Origin of the sequence: Peribacillus tepidiphilus (assembly GCF_009466385.1) — a bacterium.
GTDB lineage: Bacteria > Bacillota > Bacilli > Bacillales > DSM-1321 > Bacillus_BN > Bacillus_BN tepidiphilus.
The window spans coordinates 24,615-44,459 of the sequence record NZ_WIAQ01000005.1 but is presented as its reverse complement, the minus strand read 5'-3'; the positions used below and the strand labels follow the sequence as shown (position 1 = coordinate 44,459).

Sequence of the window (19,845 nt, the reverse complement as noted above, 5' to 3'; positions counted from 1 at the left end):
CTCTATTTATCTAGTAAAAACAGGCTAATCGATGGCATAAAACTTAAAATTAATACATCCACAATCAAGATGATGATGAACGGAATAATCGCTCGAACAATTTGTTCTAATTTGATGTTTGCGATATTCGATGCAACAAACAAGTTTATTCCAACAGGAGGTGTTACCATCCCGATGGCAAGATTTACAACCATAATAACGCCGAAGTGTACAAGATCAATTCCAGCGGCAGAAACTACAGGGACAAGAATCGGTGCCAATATAACGATAGCAGCTGCCGTTTCAAGAAACGTACCAACAATCAACAAAATGATATTAATAATGATTAAAAGCATTATAGGATTCGTAGTAGCTCCCAGCATGATATTTGAAATTTGCTGAGGAATTTGTTCTCTTGTTAATAAAAAACCAAAAATCGATGCACAAGAGATGATAAATAAAATGACGGCAGAGGTGACTGCAGAAGAGATAAAGATCTCTGGCAAATCCCTCCATTTAATCTCTTTATAGATTAATAGACCAACGATTAATCCATAAACAACGGCGACAACAGAGCCTTCAGTAGGGGTAAAAATACCGCCGTATATACCCCCTAAAATAATGACAGGCATTAACATAGCCAAAATGGCATTTTTAAATGCAATGACAATATCTTTCAATGAGCTTTTTTCTTCTTTACCGTAGCCTCTTTTACGTGAAATAAAATAAGCAACGATAATAAGAGAGATCCCGACAAAAATTCCTGGGAGTACTCCTGCGATGAACAAATCACCGATCGATGTTCCAGCAATTACACCAAATAAGATTAACGGAACACTAGGCGGAATCATAACGCCAATGGTACCACCTGCAGCTTGAACCGCTGTAGCAAAATTTATGTCATAGCCACGTTTCGTCATAGCAGGTATGAGAATACTACCTACTGCTGCGGTTGTTGCAGCAGAGGATCCAGAAATAGCTGCAAAAAACATACAGGTAACAATAGAAATAATCGCTAATCCTCCATGAAGACTTCCCACAATTGTACTAGCAAAATGCATTAATCGTTTAGAAATCCCGCCTGATTCCATCAATTTCCCCGCTAAGATAAAAAACGGAACAGCCATTAAAGTAAAAGAATCAGTGGAATTAAACATTTTTTGGACAATGACCATTAACGGAACATTATCCTGAATCATTAGAATGATCATCGAGGCAAGTCCAAGTGCAACTGCTACTGGAATGTTAATAAAGAAAAGTACAATTAATAACGCGAATAATAGCCAAGCCATTAATGACTTGCCTCCTTTCCCCATTCAGAAATGACGATATACAGAAGATTTATGACAAACAGAACACTTGATATCGGAATAACTGTATAAACTAAGCCCATTGGTACATGCAATACTGGCGATGTTTGTGTCATACTCCGTTGGATAAATTCAATGCTATTGACAACAATATTCCAAAAGAAAAAGATCATTAGTCCTGTTGATACAACGATTAAAACCTTTTTCACAGAGATGCTCGCTTTTTCAAAAAGCAACTCGATACTCGGATGAGCTTTTACACTCATTGCATAGCCCGTCCCTAAAAAGGCAATCCAAATAAGTAAATAACGAGCTAATTCCTCTGTCCAAGCCAACGGTTGATCAAGAACAAACCGAAAAAGAACTTGCAAAAATACAGCGATTACCATAATAAAAAAGAGAAAAATGAGGATCCATTTTATTACTCTATTTAACGAATCAATGATTCTTTTAGCCACCTTTACCTTCCCCTTATGATTAGAAAAACTTGGTCTGTGCCAATAAAAGACGCCAGCACTCGCCAAGTTTCTAATTTTTTTATTTTCCGTTTAAGATTGCCTCAATTTTATCTTTACCAAATTGAGATTCATATTTTTCATAAACAGACTTAATTGCTTCACGGAATGGAGCAACATCAATGTTCTCAATAATTTTGACGCCTTTTTCTTTTAAAACTTTCAAAGAATCTTCGTCAGACTTAGCAATCAGTTCGCGTTCATGGTCTGCTGCTTTTTTCGTTTCTTCTTTAAGAATGTTTTGATACTCTTTAGGAAGCTTATCCCAGGTAGCTTTACTGATCATAAAGACAGCAGGAGAATAGAGATGACCTGTTAACGTCATATGAGTTTGCTTTGATTCATAAAGCTTGTACGTATCTGCAACAATAATTGGGTTTTCCTGTGCATCAACAACACCTTGCTGTAGAGCTGTTAACGCCTCATTCCAGGCCATTGGAGTTGGCTTTGCCCCCAATGCTGTAAACGCATCAATATGTATTGGGTTTTCCTGTGTACGAATTTTCAATCCTTTTAAATCCTCTGGCTTCGTAATGTCATGCTTACTATTTGTAATATGACGGAATCCATTTTCTCCCCAGGCTAGTCCGACTATGCCGATATCTTCCATACCTTTTAATAGCTCCTGCCCAATTTCCCCATCTAACACCTTGTATGCATGCTCTCTTGATTCAAATAAAAATGGCAAATCAAGAATACCGATTTGTTTGTAGAAGTTGGCAATAGGGGCTGTTGACGAAATAGACATATCGGCAGTTCCTAGCGTAAGAGCCTCTGTTAACTCCCTTTCCGCACCTAGCTGGCTTAACGGAAATACTTCAATCTTAACCTTCCCATTCGTACGCTCCTCCACCGCTTTTGCTAACTCTAATAAAACGACATGATAAGGATGATCCTCTGTTAAGGAGTGACCTGCCTTTAATGTAAATGTTTCATCTTGTGACTCTTCCTTCCCGTTAGATTTAGAGCTGCCACAACCTGCTAATACAATGCTTAAAATGAAAACAGACAAAACACCTAACAAGCTCTTTCTTAGCATTCAAATATTCCCCCTTTATTTTTCAAAATAATAAAAATAATGATATTATTATAACATTCCAAAGGAATTTATCTAGTTAATTTTTATACTTTTTTGAATATTTAATAAATAAGAGTGGCTATGTTGGCTCTGACAAAACATTTTAGATGGGTATATTTTGGTGCTCAGTAACTGACTTTTAAAATAGTTTATTTGAACAGAAATATTATTTTATTCAACAAGCGTTCTTGTAAGACAAAATCCTTACCTTCATCAATTTAGGCAATAACAGAACGACCATCCCTCCCAAAAATTTGATAAGTACACTTTGTATAGTAAATACATACTACATAAATGCCTTATTAAGGGGGATCCACTTGATATACGTAGACTTTGACCAGCAAGTAAATATAGAAGCATTGAAGGAAGTCTTAAAATATAAACCTTTTCTATTGGACCTGCAAACCAAATTGCAGACAGAATGGGAACTATCCATCATAGACCAGGAAAAATTGTCCCAACTCATTGAGTTGATGTATGAGGCAGAGCTTGTATACAGCTTTGACTATACCGAGTGGGTGAACGAAGGAGGATACATCTATTTTGATGATCCTACTAAGGTACATGACATTGACTTTGAAACAGTGAGGAAACTCATTACTTCCATTATTCTAAGAAATCACTTCTTTGAAGGATTTATTTTAAGCAATATAGCAAATGGTATGATGATACGGTTTTTTGAAAGATTGAATGATTTTATAAAAGAAGAGGAAGTAGAATGAGAGAAATGATTGTTTATAGTGTTCAAGAATTACAAGTTTATAAGAAAATGAGAGAAAAGGGATATCTAGAAGGAGATCCTGCACTTGCCATGTTACGTGTGGAAAGATTCATTGCTACATAACGATTGATTCGAAGGATAAAGTGTGGTCTTTTACGATCGTTCAACCACCCTTCACAAGAATCCCGCGAGTTTCCTGAAAATCCCGCGAGTTCCGGCAATAATAGTAATCCCGCCGGTTTTTCTAAGAATCCCGCAATCTTCAGGAATAATCCCGCCGATACTTGAATGAATCCCGCCAAACGTTACTTTTTAGAAAGGCGTAGGAGCTGACCGCTGTTGAATCTTCCCCCACTAAAAAAGTCTGGACTTTCTGATAAGCAAACCTGATTCTCAAACAGATTCGCTCTATCAGAAAGTCCAGACGATCAATCAATCAATCTCTTACACCACGATCCGTTTTCTACGCCATTTTTTCACAAGTACGCCGTGTGTTGGAGAAAGGAAAAGTGTGATAACAAATAATATACCTGCTACGGTAATCATGCAGCCTGCAATGGATGCGTCAAACATGTAAGCGGCATAATACCCTAACACTGAGCTTACGACACCAATTCCCATGCTGATCGCGATCATTGTGCTGAGTCTTTCTGTTAGTAGATAGGCTGTCGCTGCAGGTACAATGAGCATACCCACCACCAGAATCGCACCGACGCTTTCAAATGAAGCAACGGTTGTAACAGACACGAGACTCATTAATAGGTAATGAAAGAACACGACCGGAATGCCGACAGCAGCTGCCATTGCCGGGTCGAACGCACAAATTTTAAACTGTTTATAAAATAAGCCGATGACTAGCAAGTTTAATAAAAACGTTCCGCCTACTCCCCACACTGCTTTCGGACCTAAGTCCATTCCGCCAATCTCCAGTGTGTTCCATGGTGCATAGGCGATTTCTCCATACAATACGCAGTCCAAATCTAAGTCCACCTGGCGAGTGAACAAGCTGACCAGTACAACGCCGACCGCAAATAATGCTGTAAACACAACGCCGATGGAAGCATCCGATTGAACGCCGCTGTTATGGAACATCCCGATCAAAAAGACGGTTAGCAAGCCTAACGCTGCTGCCCCAAGCATCATGATCAGTGAATCTCTTGAGCCGCTCACCAAGAACGCGATGACGATGCCCGGAAGCACTGAATGGCTAATTGCATCCCCAATCATACTCATTTTCCGCAGTACTAGAAAACAACCAACAATACTGCACGAACAAGCAACAAGCGCACCGATTAGAATGATCCAAAAATCGTTCATAGTCCATTCACATCCTTTACCGCTTGCTGAAGTACATATTTTTTGTTAGACGCTTTTGCCCTAGCTTTTGCAACAACACCTCGCGTTGGTCCAAACAAGACAGATAAGACAAAAAAGACGGTTGCCGAAAGAACAATCATCGGTCCTGTTGGCATATTGTCGGCCATTGTACTGAAGATCGTTCCGAGCACCCCGCTTAAAGCTCCGAACAATCCAGAAACAGCAACCATTATATGGAGCCGATCCGTCCAGTAGCGGGCTGAGACAGCAGGTGTGATCAGCATTGCCGCCATCAGGACTACTCCTACAGACTGAATACCAACAACAACCGCCACGACAAGCAATACCATCAAAAATTGATCAAGCCATACAACCGGAAGCCCAATTCCTTTGGCAAAACCAGGATCGAATGAAAGCAGCTTAAACTCTTTAAAAAACAACGTACAGATCAGAACAAGCAGTGCGGCAATGATTCCAATCGTGTACACATCACTTTTCACCAATGAAGCTGCCTGGCCGAATAAAAATTTATCCAGACCGCTCTGATTTCCGCTGTCACTATGCTGAATTTGCGTCAAGAGCACAATTCCAAATCCGAAAAACACGGAAAGGACCATACCGAGTGCTGCATCCTGCTTAATTCTTGTGTGACGAGTGATATAACCGATTGAAAAGGTAGCTAATACTCCGGCAACAATGGCCCCGATCAGAAAGGAGAATATCGATTTTGTACCCGTTATCATAAACGCAAGGCATACTCCCGGAAGGGCTGCATGTGCTAACGCATCTCCCATAAGAGATTGCTTCCTCAAATAAGCAAAGCTGCCAATCACACCGCTTGAGAGACCTAATAAGAGTGATCCGAACAGTACCCATTGCGTGTTTGGATCAAGTATGATGGTTTTCCAATCCACAAAAATCACCTCAACTCACTATCAGCGGTTGGTTTTCCGCTTCAAGCATTGTTAGTTTTCCACCATACGTTTTTTGCAAGTAGTCTTTTGTGAATATCTCCTCTGTCGGACCAATTGCAATCAGCTCTTGATTCAGTAACATGACCCAATCAAAATACTCTTTGACTGTATTCAGGTCGTGATGAACAACGAGCACTGTTTTTCCTTGGCGCTTAAGCTCATTCAACAGGCCGATGATCGCTTTTTCGGTCATGGCATCTACACCAACAAACGGTTCATCCATAAAATATAGCTCCGCATCCTGTGCCAAAGCACGTGCCAAAAATACACGTTGCTGCTGACCGCCAGAAAGCTGGCTGATTTGTCGGTCTGCAAAAGCACCCATTCCTACTTTTTCCAAACATTCTAGGGCTATTTTTTTCTCTTTCGCACCTGGTTTTTTAAACCATCCTAAATGTCCGTAGCGTCCCATGGTTACAACATCAAGTGCATTCGTTGGAAAATCCCAGTCTACAGACTCTCGTTGCGGCACATAGCCTACTAGTTTCCTTGATTTTTTATAAGAATCTCCGAAAATCTTAACTTCCCCTGATATAGATGGAATTAATTCCAGAATAGCTTTTATTAATGTGGATTTACCAGCTCCGTTAGGACCGATAATTCCAATAAGTTTTCCTTCCGGTACGCTGAAAGAAACGTTCTTCAGCACCGGCTTTTTCTGATAAGCTACCGTTAGATCCTTGACTTCTAATGGAGTTTTCATTGTCTCACCCCTTCTTTATTTTAATGCATTTACAATCGTATCGACATTGTGGCGTACCATTCCTATATACGTGCCTTCTTCAGTTCCCGCTTTTCCCATTGCGTCTGAGAAAAGCTCCCCGCCAATTTTGATTTCATGTCCTTTTTCTTTTGCTCCTTCAATGACAGACTGGATCGCTTTCTTCGGAACACTGGATTCAACAAACACGGCTTTAATTTTGTTTTCGACTAAATAATCTCTTAACTTGCTCACGTCTTTTGCTCCATATTCAGAGGCCGTACTGATTCCTTGAAGACCTTTTACCTCAATACCATATGCCTCTCCGAAATAACCAAACGCATCATGAGCTGTCACGAGCACACGAGATTCCTCAGGAATAAGAGCAATTTGCTCTCTTACATACTTATCCAATTCTTTCAGCTTAGCAATATACTCGTTTGCATTTGCCGTAAATTCTTCTTTTAACTCAGGCTTTAGAGCAATCAGTTCATCTCGAATCGTTTCTGTTGCTGTAATCCAATGCTGAACGTTGAACCAGACGTGCGGATCATGACCATCTGATCCATCCTGTGGGGATAGTAATTCTGACTCCGGTATATTCTTTGTCACAGCAATGGTTGGCTTTTCTTTGGACATTTTTTCAAAAATATCTACCATCTTTCCTTCAAGATGAAGACCATTGTAAAAAATAATGTCTGCTTCATTTAGCTTTTTAATATCACCTTGAGAGGCTTTATAAAGATGTGGATCCACACCTGAATTCATTAATCCTACTGCATCTACATGCTCACCGCCAACTTGCTGCACCACATCATTAATCATTCCAATCGTCGATGTTACCTTTATTTTTCCATTACTCTCTTCGTTGTCTTTTTGGGCACAGCCCGCAGCAAACAACAACATAATCGCGCTAATAAAAATCATGATTTTTTTCATAATTAACACTCCTTTTCGTTAGATTTAAAGAATTGCGTTCTTATTATAAAATTGCATGTCCCTATAAATATTTTATATGACTATATTTTTTGCCTTAGACCAACTTTTAACTTTATACTATTCCACAACCAAAAAAATGTCAAACATAAAGTGAAACTTCTATCATTGGGGGTTTTCCCACTGATGGGTAGTTGAGGCCCACAGGATGTTTGACAGGAATTTCTTTATGATCGTTGTCATGATGTATCCTCCCCATTCATAAAATGGTTGTAACGTCATGAAGTAGGAGGTACATCATGCAAATTCACGTCGTTCAGCAAGGTCAGTCCGTTTACGGAATTGCACAGGCATATAACGTACCTGTCGAGGATCTTATACGAGCAAACGAATTACAGGCTCCAAATGAACTGGTCGTCGGTCAAGCTTTAGTTATTCCGATTATTGGAAGCTATTATTGGGTTCAGCCTGGTGACAACTTGTTTTCTATTTCACGGAAATTTGGCCTTTCCTATCAACAATTAGCCAATATCAATCGAATCAACGTCAATCAGCCGTTACCTGTTGGTTTTAGACTATATATTCCACCACAGAAAAAGACGTCCGCAGAATTTAATGGCTATGTGGAACCACGAGGGGCGAGTGTGTCCCAAAATCTCATAGACAGCGCCCGAGAAGCAGCACCGTATTTAACGTATTTGGCTCCTTTCAGCTTTCAAGCACTTAGGGATGGCTCCCTAAAAGAGCCTTTATTAAATGATTTTCCGAACATTGCCAAAGCGAATAACGTCGTATTGATGATGGTGATCACGAATCAGGAACAAGACCAATTCAGCGATGAGCTGGGGAGAATTTTATTGAATGATATGGCAATACAGAATCGCTTTCTAAATAACATCGTATCAACCGCGAAAAAATATGGTTTCAGAGATATACATTTTGATTTTGAATTTTTGCGTCCAGAAGACAGAGAAGCGTACAATCGCTTTTTACGGAAAGCCAAGCAGAGATTTTCTCAGGAAGGCTGGCTTCTTTCAACTGCCCTTGCTCCTAAAACAAGGGCAGACCAAAAAGGAAAATGGTATGAGGGGCATGATTATAAGGCACATGGAGAAATTGTCGACTTTGTCGTCATCATGACATATGAATGGGGATATAGCGGCGGACCAGCCATGGCTGTTTCACCAATTGGTCCTGTACGAGAAGTACTGACCTATGCGATCAGTGAAATACCTTCGAAGAAGATATTAATGGGACAAAATTTATACGGCTACGATTGGACGCTCCCTTTTGTACCAGGAAGCATCTCAAAAGCAATCAGCCCTCAGGAAGCCATCGAGATTGCCCGGCAGCACAAAGTAAGTATTTCCTATGATCAGGAGGCCCAGGCTCCCTATTTTAGATATTTTGATTCAGAAGGAAAACAGCATGAAGTGTGGTTTGAGGACGCCCGGTCTATCCAGGCAAAGTTTAACCTGATAAAAGAATTGAATTTAAGAGGTATGAGCTATTGGAAGCTCGGCTTATCCTTCCCGCAAAACTGGCTGTTGTTGAATGAAAATTTTGAGGTTGTAAAAAGAGCTTAGCAGAGATCGGTGATTCCTCTCCGGTCTTTTTTTCATTTATCCACTATATTTAGAAAACGATAAAAAGTAAATGGGGCTCTCCGATTACTTATCATTAATCTTCATTCATGTTATAGTAATCGTGCATCCGTCAAGCAAGATTTTATGTGATATACCAAATGCACGATTAAAAAAGGAGACATGAACATGAGTATTCTAGTCATCAATGGCAGTACAAGAGAAAACGGTAATACAGAGCGGCTTACAAAAAAGCTGCTTGAGGGAATTCCACATACGGTTGTGTTTCTTAAAGATAAAAACATCCTTCCAATTAAGGATGCCAGACATGATGCCGCTGGGTTTCAACCGGTGCTAGATGATTATGATGAAATGATTGAACAGATTTTTAAACACGATACTTTGATTTTTGCTACCCCTCTCTACTGGTACGGGATGTCTGGCTGTATGAAGGACTTTATTGATCGTTGGTCGCAATATTTACGAGATTCACGCTTCAATTTCAAAGAAGAAATGGGAAAAAAGAAAGCATTCGTAGTCATTTGTGGGGGCGACAATCCTAAACTAAAGGCACTGCCTCTCGTGCAGCAATTCCAATATATTTTTGACTTTATGGGAATGGAATTTGCCGGATATATCATCGGAAAGGGCAATGCACCAGGGGAAATCGAAAATGATATAGTAGCTTTGGCACAAGCGGAACAAATGAATAAAGTATTGAAAAACCAATAATTAATGCATTGTTACTTTGTAACAAAGAATATGAGTGTTGAACAGGGTGTTTATGCCCTGTTTTTTATTGACCGATTTATCCGGATTGACGGTTGATATTTTACTCCTGATGGTTGATATATTGCCGCTGACAGCTGATATTTTACTCCTGATGGTTGATATATTGCCGCTGACAGCTGATATTTTGTTCCTGACGACCGATATTTTAACGCTGACGACCGATATATCGATACGACGACCGATATTTTAACGCTGATGACCGATATATCGATACGACGACCGATATTTTAATGCTGATGACCGATATATCGGAACGACGACCGATATTTTGTTCCTGACGACCGATATATCGATACGACGACCGATATTTTAACGCTGATGACCGATATATCGATACGACGACCGATATTTTAATGCTGACGACCGATATATCGGAACGACGACCGATATTTTATTGCTGACGACCGATATATCGATACGACGACCGATATTTTAACGCTGACGACCGATATATCGATACGACGACCGATATTTTATTGCTGATGACCGATATATCGGTACGACGACCGATATTTTAACGCTGATGACCGATATATCGATACGACGACCGATATTTTATTGCTGATGACCGATATATCGGTACGACGACCGATATTTTGTTCCTGACGACCGATATATTCGGAACGACGACCGATATTTTATTGCTGACGACCGATATATCGGAACGACGACCGATATTTTGTTCCTGACGACCGATATATCGATACGACGACCGATATTTTAACGCTGATGACCGATATATCGATACGACGACCGATATTTTAATGCTGATGACCGATATATCGGAACGACGACCGATATTTTATTGCTGACGACCGATATATCGATACGACGACCGATATTTTAACGCTGACGACCGATATATCGATACGACGACCGATATTTTATTGCTGACGACCGATATATCGATACGACGACCGATATTTTAACGCTGATGACCGATATATCGGAACGACGACCGATAATTTATTGCTGACGACCGATATATCGATACGATGACCGATATTTTACGCTGATGACCGATATATCGATACGACGACCGATATCTTGTTCCTGACGACCGATATATTCGGAACGACGACCGATATTTTAACGCTGACGACCGATATATCGATACAACGACCGATATTTTAACGCTGATGACCGATATCTTGTTCCTGACGACCGATATTTCTGGAAAATGACGTTCCATTCTCCTTACAAAAAACCGAACATCGATTTTTTAATAAAAAATGCTCAAAAACGATGATGCTTTGTTTCTTCAAGGAGCATAAACGGAACAAAACGATTCCTGTTCCATTCTTCTTGGAATACAGATAACGGCGGATTGCGTTCTTCAACTAAATAACTAAGCTCCAATGTCATAGCAGGACGTTTAAAGGCTGATATGAACCAGTCCGTAAATCCTCCGCCGACCGCATTTTGATCCGGAAAATCCAGCATGTAACCTGTTAAGTCCGCGGTTTTCTTGGCAATATGGTAGTCGCGAGCCATATTTGAAGAGTTATTTTGATAATACCAATAAATCTCTCGACCTGAAGTATGGTAAGCTACTGCAATAAGAGGCTTTACCTGTTTTGTAAATCGAATCATTGCTTTTACTTCCTCGGCTTCAGCTGGATGTGTGCCACGATAAAATTGGTAATATGGAGCTTTCATTTCCTTGTCAAGTTTTTCCCATCCCGCTGGATACTGTCTGTTTAAATCAATGCCAACTCCGTTTGCTTTCCACCTCTTGAAATCAAATGAAAAATCATTCATTTTCCATATATTAAAACGCTGCCAATAATCCATTTCTTTAAATTTCCCTTGTTGAATCGCCACTCCATCTGGATTGATCATGGGAATGATTATGAGTGAAACCTCATCTAATATAGAGCTATCGTACTTCCCATACTTTTGATTTCGGGCATACGCCTTTGTATATTCCTCCAAAAGCTTCATGAGGATGTTCGATGTAAGCCATTCCCTTCCATGATGACTGCCAATTAATAACACACTTTCTTTTCCCTTGCCTATTTTGGCCGCCCATAGCTCCCTACCAAAATGACTTTGTCCGATGGAAGTAACCATAATATCTTCAGGATAGATTTCAATAAGCTTTTGTAAGCCTTCCGTAACTTTTTCATAATCGTATGGAATCGTATCATAATCAGCAATGGCCCTAATCGAAAACAGATTCAGTATTAGGAATAAGCACAAAGTACACTTTATTTTCATCATGCATTTCGATCCTTCAAGTTATTCTGCCAATAATGTACAACCGCCATTTTGCTACATGACCAACTTTTACATGACAACCTTTTGTACAAAAAAACCAAACTATAATCAACTCCTAATTAAGGAGGAGAAAAAATGAATATTACGGATTATGATCGCGCGCTGTACTATACGCACCGATCTGAATGGGATAATTTATTGATTCTTATGGTACGAACAAAGGATCATTTTTTATCCAAAAAAATCGAGCATTTTCTTCATGCTTATCAATTCGAGCATGATTACACCATCATCCAAAATAAGCTATATGCGTTATTCCGCTATTTGGATCATGCTGCATCTGTTACAACAAACGATATATCCATGTTCGGATAAATAAAAGACTGTTCACAAACCATTCTCTTCCCATAATGTGAATCGTTTAATGTTTCCAAAAACGAACAATAGGCTGTATAAAAATATTTTTTCGTTAAAGCATCAAAAATATTCCTAAGCAATTGATTTGGGGACAACTTTTAGAGGACGAAAACAGGCTGAAATAAAGAGCGAAACAAAATTGAAACCCATGATAAAAATGGGTTCTTTTTTTGGTGAAGACATTCACTTTTTAAGGCTTTGTTAAACAAAATTTAGTTCATGTTTAACATCAATAAAAAAGGGCTTCGCCGACATCCGCGACAAAGCCCTCAAACTTGATTAAAGCAACTTTTCAACTTGACTCATAAATGCCTTCATGACATCTGAAAGCTTTTCCTGTGCATCTTCCATTGAATTGGCACGTACGCCAAAATAAAATTTAATTTTCGGCTCGGTACCGGAAGGACGTAGACAGAGCCATGTACCATCCTCCAGGAAGTATTTAATAACATTTGATTTAGGCAGGTCGATCACTTCTTGGCTGTTGTTTTCAATGTCATAGCGAATACTTGTTTGATAATCCTCGAATTTAACCACTTTTAGACCGTTCAATTCTGTTGGGGTTTCTTCACGGAATTTTGACAGGATTGACTGGATCTTTTCTGCTCCTTCTTTTCCTTTTAACGTTAAGGAGCGAAGTCCCTCTAAATAATAACCATACTTTTCGAAAACACTTAGCAGACCTTCGTAAAGAGTCATTCCTTTTTCTTTATAGTAGGCGCATACTTCAACCGCTAAAATGGCAGCTTGAATGGCATCCTTATCACGGGCAAAGTCTCCAATAAGGTACCCGTAGCTTTCCTCATATCCGAATAGGAATGTGTATTCTCCAGTCTCATGAAATTCTTTGATTTTTTCAGCAATGAATTTAAAGCCTGTCAGAACATCCATTGATTTTAATCCATATTTTTCAGCAATAGCTCGACCAATTTCGGACGTTACAATGGTTTTTAATACGATACCATTCTTAGGAAGCGTTCCTTTTTCTTTCTTCTGAGAAAGCAAATAATCTAAAAATAAGGCACCCGTTTGATTCCCTGTCAATACAACATACTCACCGCTCTGATCCTTTACAGCAATACCAAGACGATCTGCATCTGGATCTGTAGCAATTAAGATGTCAGCATTCATTTCTTTTCCTTTTTTAATGGCTAACTCAAAAGCTGCGTGCTCTTCAGGATTTGGCGATATAACTGTGGAAAAATTAGGATCAGGCAGCTCCTGCTCCTCAACGACTGTCACCTTTTTGTATCCCATGCTTTGGAGCGCTCTTCTTAAAGGCTTGTTTGCTGTTCCATGTAGAGGTGTGAAGACGATTTTGATATCAGACTTCTCTGCAAGCTGTGGATTTTCGAGAATTGTAAGAAGCTTCTTGTTATAGGCATCATCCACTTCTTCACCGATTTCTACGATGAGTCCCTTTTCTTTTAGAACATGTTCAGACTCAACCTTAAGCTCTAATTCATTTTCAACCGCATTCACGTACTTAATAACCTCATCAGCAGGACCTGGCGGCAATTGTGCTCCATCAGGACCGTATACCTTAAAGCCGTTATATTCAGGGGGGTTATGGCTTGCTGTTAGGACGATGCCAGAAAAAGCATTCAAATGTCTGACCGCAAATGATAACTCAGGTGTTGGTCTTAGCTCATCAAAAATATATACTTTAATGCCATGTGTCGCTAATGTTCTAGCTGCTTCCATGGCAAATTCAGGCGATTTGTGCCTTGAATCATAAGCAATAACGACTCCTTGCTCTTTTGCTTCTGCTCCAAAAGACAATATGTATTGTGCTAGGCCTTCACTTGCTTTACGCACCGTATAAAGATTCATGCGATTTGTTCCAACCCCAATTTCACCACGCATGCCGCCTGTTCCGAACTCAAGATTTTTATAAAAAGCATCCTCTAGCTTTTTGTCATCATGCCTTAATTCATCTAACTGCTCCCTCATTTCGGGATCGAGATTTTCAAAGGAATCCCACTTTAAGTATGTATGTTTCCACTCCATATGTTCAATCCCCTTCAGAAAGTTGTTTGATAACTCAACAAAAAACGATTACGTGTTCAACGCTTGTCCCTCATTTTATCATATTATGCATTTCGTTGGTGTATTCATGGGAAATCTAAAGCGAATGTACTATTAATTTTCTTGCCTACATAAAGAAAAATATGAAATATATGAATTGTATTATTACAAAATTAAGGATAAGATAACGATTAGAGGTGAATTTATGAACGGTTTTGAAAGACGTAGGCAGCAAAAAATGGAACAAATACGACATGCGGCTCTTTCGCTTTTTACTCAATTCGGAGTTCAAAAGGTGAATATTCAAGAAATCGCCAAGAAAGCAAATGTCTCACAAGTTACCATTTATAATTATTTTGGCAGCAAGGACGAACTTGTGTTTGACGTTATTGAATATTTATATGAACAGCAGTTGAAAGAATTGAATGAAATCATAAAAAGCGACATGCCCTTTTTAAAGAAAGTTGAACAAATGATTCATTTTAAAATGAGCAATACCAAAAAATTCAGCCCGGAATTTTTAAAAGCCATCCTAATAGAAAATCCAAGATTATCAAAATTTTCCCGAGAATTTACTGAAAAGAAAATGATGCCCGTCTTGACCGATTTTTTTGAAACTGGAAAAAAAGAAGGAGCTATATCACAAGACATATCTTTAGAGACCATGATCCTTTTTTTGAATATACTGTCTGAAGGGTTGAAAAATTACACAGAATACCTAATAGATTCTGAACAAAAAAACCGTTTTACAAATGAAATCATTCATATGTTCTTCTACGGAATTGTTGGGAAAAATGAGAAATAAGAAGGCCGTACTCCCAAATAGAGAGTCACGGCATTTTATTATGAAAGCTTATAAACAATAGCTTCCCAAGGACGCAAACGGAATTGGTGAATGTCTTCCACTTCTTCTATTTCATCATAATTACCGATGAATCGTTGACTGTTTGTATAGTCTAATTTTTTGGAGCAATGAAATTCTTGTTCTTCACTTGAGAAATTTGTCACGACAAGCAATTGTTCTCCATTGTAGCTTCTTAAATAGGCAAAAATATGCGGATGCTCTTCGTTTAACAGTTCATACTGTCCGTATACGATGATTTCATTTTCTTTTCGCAATTGAATCAACTTTTTGTAGTAATGGAACACTGAATTTGGATCAGCGATAGCGGCTTCTACATTAATTTCTTTATAATTCGGGTTTACTGCCAACCATGGAGTTCCCGTGGTAAATCCTGCATTTTCTTGGTTGTTCCATTGTACAGGTGTTCTTGCATTGTCCCTACCCTTTGCATAAATGGATTCCATAACCTTTTTAGGACTTTCACCATTCTCATGGACTTTTTCTTTATACATATTTAAAGTCTCAATGTCTTTATAATCTTCAATGGATGTGAATTGGACATTTGTCATGCCAATTTCCTCTCCCTGATAGATATATGGGGTCCCCTGCATCATATGAAGGCACGTTGCAAGCATTTTGGCTGAAAGAACCCTGTACTCTTTGTCATTGCCAAAACGGGATACAACACGCGGTTGGTCGTGGTTATTCCAATACAAGCTGTTCCAGCCCTTACCGTACAGCTCAACTTGCCATTTTGACAGGATTCTTTTTAGCTTCACAAGATCGAATGGAATGAGGTCCCATTTCCCACCTGGTCCTCCATCAATGCCCATATGTTCAAATTGGAAAACCATTTGTAGCTCATTTCGATCCTCACCTGTATATAAAATTCCTTGCTCCGGTGTTACGCCCGGCATTTCTCCAACCGTTATAATGTCATATTTCGAAAGCACTTCTTTGTTCATTTCCTGTAAAAATTCATGAATTCTTGGACCATTCATGAAATACCGGCTTCCGGAAACATATTTTTTGCCAGGCTCCTCAGGTGCAGATGGAAGCCCTTCCATTTTTGAAATAAAGTTAATGACATCCATTCTGAATCCATCGATCCCTTTATCAAGCCAGAATTTCATCATATCGTAGATTTCTTGGCGGAGCCCTGGGTTTTCCCAATTAAGATCCGGCTGTTTTTTAGAAAATAAATGCAGATAGTACTCTCCTGTCAGATCATCATACTGCCAAGCCGATCCACTAAATATAGATTCCCAGTTGTTTGGTTCCTTCCCGTCTTTTCCCGGTCTCCAAATATAATAGTCACGGTACTTGTTGTCCTTGGATTTTCTTGATTCTACAAACCAGGCGTGTTCATCGGATGTATGGTTTACCACTAAATCCATCATAAGCTTAATATTGCGCTTATGCATTTCAGAAAGCATCTCTTCCCAATCAGCCATCGTGCCGAATTCATCCAGAATGTTACGATAGTCACTTATATCATAACCGTTATCATCATTTGGAGATTGATAGACAGGAGAAAGCCATACGACATCAATACCCAATTCTTGAAGATAATCTAACTTCGATGTGATCCCCTTAATATCGCCAATTCCATCTCCATTTGAATCCATAAAGCTTCTAGGATAAATTTGATAGACAACCGCTTCCTTCCACCATCGCTTCTCCATTTGAGTACACATCCTTATGTAAATTTTTTACGGACTTAAAAAAATTTTACTTTTCCTATCATAAAATACTATAATTTTTTTTGAATAACAATGAGGTGAGAAGAGAATGAACAATCATGATAAGAAAAAGGAAAACCTGTTATTCCTTGCATGGGCTGCTTCCATCGTAGCCATGTTTGGAAGCTTGTATTTTTCCGAAATTAGGCAATATGAGCCTTGCGTGCTATGCTGGTATCAGAGAATTATCATGTACCCGTTTACAGTGATTCTTGGGATCGCCACTGTTAGGAAAGATTTTGGCATAGCCTTTTACACGATGATTCTGTCCGCAATTGGCGCAACGATGTCTACCTATCATTACTTGCTTCAAAAGGTGTCATTTTTTGCCGATCGAGCTCCTGCTTGTGGTCGTATCCCTTGCACCGGACAATACATCAACTGGTTTGGGTTTGTAACGATCCCTTTCTTGGCTTTACTTGCATTTATCATCATTTTTATTTGTAGTTTTTTAGTTTGGAAAAATCATAAGGAGAGATCGTATTGAAAAAAATCATACTATTCCTTGTTATCATTGTTGCTTTATTCGCCGGCATCGCATATGTAACAAACATGCAGAATAAAGAAAAAGCAGAAGGAAACCCTTACGGAAAAGACGAGCTTAATCCTGCAACTGTCGATCAGCTTGATGATCCTAATTATCAAAACCTAATTCTGCCTGAAGAACTGGAAAAGAAGTTGAACAATAAAGAAGACGTAACGGTTTATTTTTACAGTCCTACCTGCCCACATTGTCAAAAAGCTACACCAGTTTTAATGCCACTGGCTGATGAAATGGGTGTAGATATCGTACAATACAACCTACTTGAGTTCGAACAAGGCTGGGATGACTACGGAATTGAATCCACTCCAACGCTGGTCCACTTTGAAAAAGGCAAAGAAGTAGACCGTATCGTAGGCTTCAGCGAGAAAGACGGAGAAGCTGCGTACAAAGAATTTTTAGAAAAAAACGCGAAATAAAAAATGAAGCTGACCTCCTAAATGCGCCTTGCCCTCGTATCTAGTTGCTACATATCGTTGTTTCAATATGTAGCAACTAAGGGTGACTGGCTCTTTGTTTTAGGTCAGCTTTTTACTTTTTTATCCTCTCTCTCTGTTCGTATTAAATACTACAAAAACAAGGCTATGTATTAAATAAGCATTGTGTTAGACGGTTGAGGAACCATAAAAAAAGGTTTTTCTCCCTCGAGAGGTGTTATGGATGAAAAATGTTTAAATGTTAATGGAAAGAACATGCCATACTTCTCTAATATTTTAACATTACGAACAAATAATTCTTCAAGCTTCACATCGTCACAATCTTCAAATTGATTTTTTTTCTCAATGATTGATATAATCACTTGCAGGCTAGTCATGATTTGATAAGCTTCTTTTAATGTTCCATAATAATGTGTACCTAAGCTCGGATAATCAAAGACTCTCATTTTTTTATATTGTTTAATTTCCTTTTCTTTCAAGTATTTTGTAAAAACATTCGAATAAATATAGGAAATAAGAGCTGAAATTTCTTCTTCCTGCTCATAAGTCGAAGAGTATACAATCTTCACATATAACCCACCTTTTTTATGACCTTTGAATTACAAATAAGTTTTCGTTTAATCTTTTTTTAGAATAACATAAATCTATAAAAAACAGGGTGGGATTTTTTCCCACATTCTTTTTTTTTCTAGTTATATTTACTCATAAAAATTCTATAATCTTTTAATTCAATAAGTCTTATTGAATTTATTACAACTCATTTTAAGAAGAAAGGCTTACGTTGCTATGATACCCACTAATAAAAAAGGTCGATATGCAGAAATAATAATCCCAGAAAATTGGAAGTCCTTTACGATTGATACCTTATTAAGGGATTATTGGAAAGGACCTAAAAAATTGGTACATCAATGGAGAATGGATAGAGCCATTTTACTAAACGGGAAAACAGCTTCATGGTCCATTCCTCTTACTCCTGGAGATTCCATTTCACTTCCTTTCTTTGAAAATCGAAAAAGCACCATTATCCCAACTTTTCATGATTTGGATGTTTTATATGAGGATGATCATCTCATGATCGTGAATAAACCTTCTTCTATTGATACTCATCCATCGTCACCAGAGGATTCTTCTACACTTTTAAACTTTGTCGCCTTTCATGTGTCAATGCAGGGAGAAGATAGGGAAGTGAAACATATTCATCGATTGGATCGGGACACCACCGGAGCTGTTTTGTTTGCTAAGCATCCTTTTGTCGGAGCGATACTTGACCGGATGCTAGAAGAACGTCAAATTAAACGGACCTATCTCGCTCTTGTTCATGGGGATTTGAAAAAAAACCAGTTAAAGATCGATGCTGCTATCGGAAGGGATCGCCATCATCCTACAAGAAGGAGAGTCTCGCCAACTGGCCAAAAAGCAGTTACCCATATCGAAAAAATAAAATATTTTCCTGATAAAAAGCTCACTTTCATTAAATGCAATCTAGAGACAGGCAGAACTCACCAAATTCGCGTTCATTTAAGTCATATAGGACATCCTCTAGCTGGGGACACTTTATACGGAGGAAAAAACATCTTTCCTCGCCAAGCTTTACATGCCTATAAAATGGAGCTTACTCATCCTATTACTGAGGAATGTATTACAGTATATGCACCTTTTATAGACCAACCACCTATCTTTCCTGAACTTGGTGAAAATCTTTTCATCTAAT

At 38.8% G+C, this 19,845-nt stretch carries 22 protein-coding genes; 10 read left to right on the top strand and 12 right to left on the bottom strand.

Translation table 11 applies throughout. The annotated features are described in order from the left end of the window. Window positions 1–2: 2 nt before the first annotated feature. From GD441_RS05115 to GD441_RS05105, 3 genes are all read right to left on the bottom strand, one after another. Window positions 3–1,271, bottom strand: coding sequence for a TRAP transporter large permease (locus GD441_RS05115; RefSeq protein ID WP_153124401.1), 1,269 nt, complete (start codon window positions 1,269–1,271; stop codon window positions 3–5). After that, on the bottom strand, window positions 1,271–1,747 hold the full coding sequence (locus GD441_RS05110) for a TRAP transporter small permease (RefSeq protein ID WP_225434134.1): 477 nt from the start codon (window positions 1,745–1,747) through the stop codon (window positions 1,271–1,273). The genes GD441_RS05115 and GD441_RS05110 overlap by 1 nt, the downstream gene beginning before the upstream one ends. Before the next feature lie 79 nt (window positions 1,748–1,826). Then, window positions 1,827–2,843 carry a TRAP transporter substrate-binding protein gene (locus GD441_RS05105; RefSeq protein WP_153124399.1) on the bottom strand — a complete coding sequence of 339 codons (1,017 nt, stop codon included), beginning with the start codon at window positions 2,841–2,843 and terminating at the stop codon, window positions 1,827–1,829. A 356-nt stretch (window positions 2,844–3,199) separates the two neighbouring features. Here GD441_RS05105 and GD441_RS05100 point away from each other — a divergent pair, with 356 nt between their 5' ends. Both GD441_RS05100 and GD441_RS17410 read left to right on the top strand, forming a co-directional pair. Continuing rightward, the gene (locus GD441_RS05100; RefSeq protein WP_153124397.1) at window positions 3,200–3,604 is read left to right on the top strand and encodes a DUF6508 domain-containing protein; all 405 of its coding nucleotides are present in this window, start codon (window positions 3,200–3,202) and stop codon (window positions 3,602–3,604) included. Beyond that, the gene (locus GD441_RS17410; RefSeq protein WP_263862424.1) at window positions 3,601–3,726 is read left to right on the top strand and encodes a hypothetical protein; all 126 of its coding nucleotides are present in this window, start codon (window positions 3,601–3,603) and stop codon (window positions 3,724–3,726) included. Before GD441_RS05100 ends, GD441_RS17410 begins: the two co-directional genes overlap by 4 nt. Window positions 3,727–4,047: 321 nt before the next feature. Here GD441_RS17410 and GD441_RS05095 read toward each other — a convergent pair whose 3' ends face one another. Genes GD441_RS05095 through GD441_RS05080 form a run of 4 tightly spaced genes read right to left on the bottom strand, consistent with a single transcriptional unit; the run spans window position 4,048 to window position 7,533 of the window. Beyond that, window positions 4,048–4,920, bottom strand: coding sequence for a metal ABC transporter permease (locus tag GD441_RS05095; protein ID WP_153124395.1), 873 nt, complete (start codon window positions 4,918–4,920; stop codon window positions 4,048–4,050). After that, window positions 4,917–5,834, bottom strand: coding sequence for a metal ABC transporter permease (locus GD441_RS05090; protein WP_153124393.1), 918 nt, complete (start codon window positions 5,832–5,834; stop codon window positions 4,917–4,919). Before GD441_RS05090 ends, GD441_RS05095 begins: the two co-directional genes overlap by 4 nt. Window positions 5,835–5,844: 10 nt before the next feature. Continuing rightward, entirely contained in the window at window positions 5,845–6,597 is a 753-nt protein-coding gene (locus GD441_RS05085) for a metal ABC transporter ATP-binding protein (RefSeq protein WP_153124391.1), read from the bottom strand. A 15-nt stretch (window positions 6,598–6,612) separates the two neighbouring features. After that, window positions 6,613–7,533, bottom strand: a complete 921-nt coding sequence (locus GD441_RS05080; protein WP_153124389.1) for a metal ABC transporter solute-binding protein, Zn/Mn family — start codon at window positions 7,531–7,533, stop codon at window positions 6,613–6,615. Window positions 7,534–7,829: 296 nt separating this feature from the next. Here GD441_RS05080 and GD441_RS05075 point away from each other — a divergent pair, with 296 nt between their 5' ends. The 3 genes from GD441_RS05075 (at window position 7,830) to GD441_RS05065 (ending at window position 10,095) form a co-directional block, all read left to right on the top strand. Then, window positions 7,830–9,116 carry a glycoside hydrolase family 18 protein gene (locus GD441_RS05075; RefSeq protein ID WP_153124387.1) on the top strand — a complete coding sequence of 429 codons (1,287 nt, stop codon included), beginning with the start codon at window positions 7,830–7,832 and terminating at the stop codon, window positions 9,114–9,116. A 192-nt stretch (window positions 9,117–9,308) separates the two neighbouring features. Further along, complete coding sequence (locus GD441_RS05070; protein WP_191992105.1) at window positions 9,309–9,845, top strand: flavodoxin family protein; 537 nt, start codon at window positions 9,309–9,311, stop codon at window positions 9,843–9,845. 52 nt (window positions 9,846–9,897) lie between these two features. After that, the gene (locus tag GD441_RS05065) at window positions 9,898–10,095 is read left to right on the top strand and encodes a hypothetical protein (protein ID WP_153124382.1); all 198 of its coding nucleotides are present in this window, start codon (window positions 9,898–9,900) and stop codon (window positions 10,093–10,095) included. A 735-nt stretch (window positions 10,096–10,830) separates the two neighbouring features. Here the strand turns inward: GD441_RS05065 and GD441_RS05060 are convergent. After that, entirely contained in the window at window positions 10,831–11,097 is a 267-nt protein-coding gene (locus GD441_RS05060) for a hypothetical protein (RefSeq protein ID WP_153124380.1), read from the bottom strand. A 44-nt stretch (window positions 11,098–11,141) separates the two neighbouring features. Beyond that, on the bottom strand, window positions 11,142–12,128 hold the full coding sequence (locus tag GD441_RS05055; protein ID WP_153124378.1) for a M14 family zinc carboxypeptidase: 987 nt from the start codon (window positions 12,126–12,128) through the stop codon (window positions 11,142–11,144). A 132-nt stretch (window positions 12,129–12,260) separates the two neighbouring features. Between GD441_RS05055 and GD441_RS05050 the strand changes: the two genes are divergently transcribed. Next, window positions 12,261–12,500, top strand: a complete 240-nt coding sequence (locus tag GD441_RS05050) for a YhdB family protein (RefSeq protein ID WP_153124376.1) — start codon at window positions 12,261–12,263, stop codon at window positions 12,498–12,500. A 321-nt stretch (window positions 12,501–12,821) separates the two neighbouring features. Here GD441_RS05050 and GD441_RS05045 read toward each other — a convergent pair whose 3' ends face one another. Beyond that, window positions 12,822–14,552: a phospho-sugar mutase gene (locus tag GD441_RS05045; protein ID WP_153124374.1), complete on the bottom strand. Its 1,731-nt coding sequence runs from the start codon at window positions 14,550–14,552 to the stop codon at window positions 12,822–12,824. Window positions 14,553–14,775: 223 nt separating this feature from the next. Here GD441_RS05045 and GD441_RS05040 point away from each other — a divergent pair, with 223 nt between their 5' ends. After that, window positions 14,776–15,375: a TetR/AcrR family transcriptional regulator gene (locus GD441_RS05040; protein WP_153124371.1), complete on the top strand. Its 600-nt coding sequence runs from the start codon at window positions 14,776–14,778 to the stop codon at window positions 15,373–15,375. A 38-nt stretch (window positions 15,376–15,413) separates the two neighbouring features. Here the strand turns inward: GD441_RS05040 and GD441_RS05035 are convergent, their stop codons facing one another. Beyond that, entirely contained in the window at window positions 15,414–17,099 is a 1,686-nt protein-coding gene (locus GD441_RS05035; protein ID WP_153124369.1) for a glycoside hydrolase family 13 protein, read from the bottom strand. Window positions 17,100–17,205: 106 nt separating this feature from the next. On the opposite strand from GD441_RS05035, the gene GD441_RS05030 reads away from it, so the two are divergent. Then, entirely contained in the window at window positions 17,206–17,643 is a 438-nt protein-coding gene (locus GD441_RS05030; protein WP_153124367.1) for a disulfide oxidoreductase, read from the top strand. Continuing rightward, window positions 17,640–18,116 carry a thioredoxin family protein gene (locus GD441_RS05025; RefSeq protein WP_153124365.1) on the top strand — a complete coding sequence of 159 codons (477 nt, stop codon included), beginning with the start codon at window positions 17,640–17,642 and terminating at the stop codon, window positions 18,114–18,116. The genes GD441_RS05030 and GD441_RS05025 overlap by 4 nt, the downstream gene beginning before the upstream one ends. A gap of 170 nt (window positions 18,117–18,286) precedes the next feature. On the opposite strand, the gene GD441_RS05020 is transcribed toward GD441_RS05025, so the two are convergent. Then, a complete protein-coding gene (locus GD441_RS05020) occupies window positions 18,287–18,703 on the bottom strand; it encodes a DUF5365 family protein (protein ID WP_153124363.1) in 417 nt (138 codons plus the stop codon). 220 nt (window positions 18,704–18,923) lie between these two features. Here GD441_RS05020 and GD441_RS05015 point away from each other — a divergent pair, with 220 nt between their 5' ends. Continuing rightward, the gene (locus GD441_RS05015; RefSeq protein ID WP_420849651.1) at window positions 18,924–19,844 is read left to right on the top strand and encodes an RluA family pseudouridine synthase; all 921 of its coding nucleotides are present in this window, start codon (window positions 18,924–18,926) and stop codon (window positions 19,842–19,844) included. Window position 19,845 lies beyond the last annotated feature (1 nt).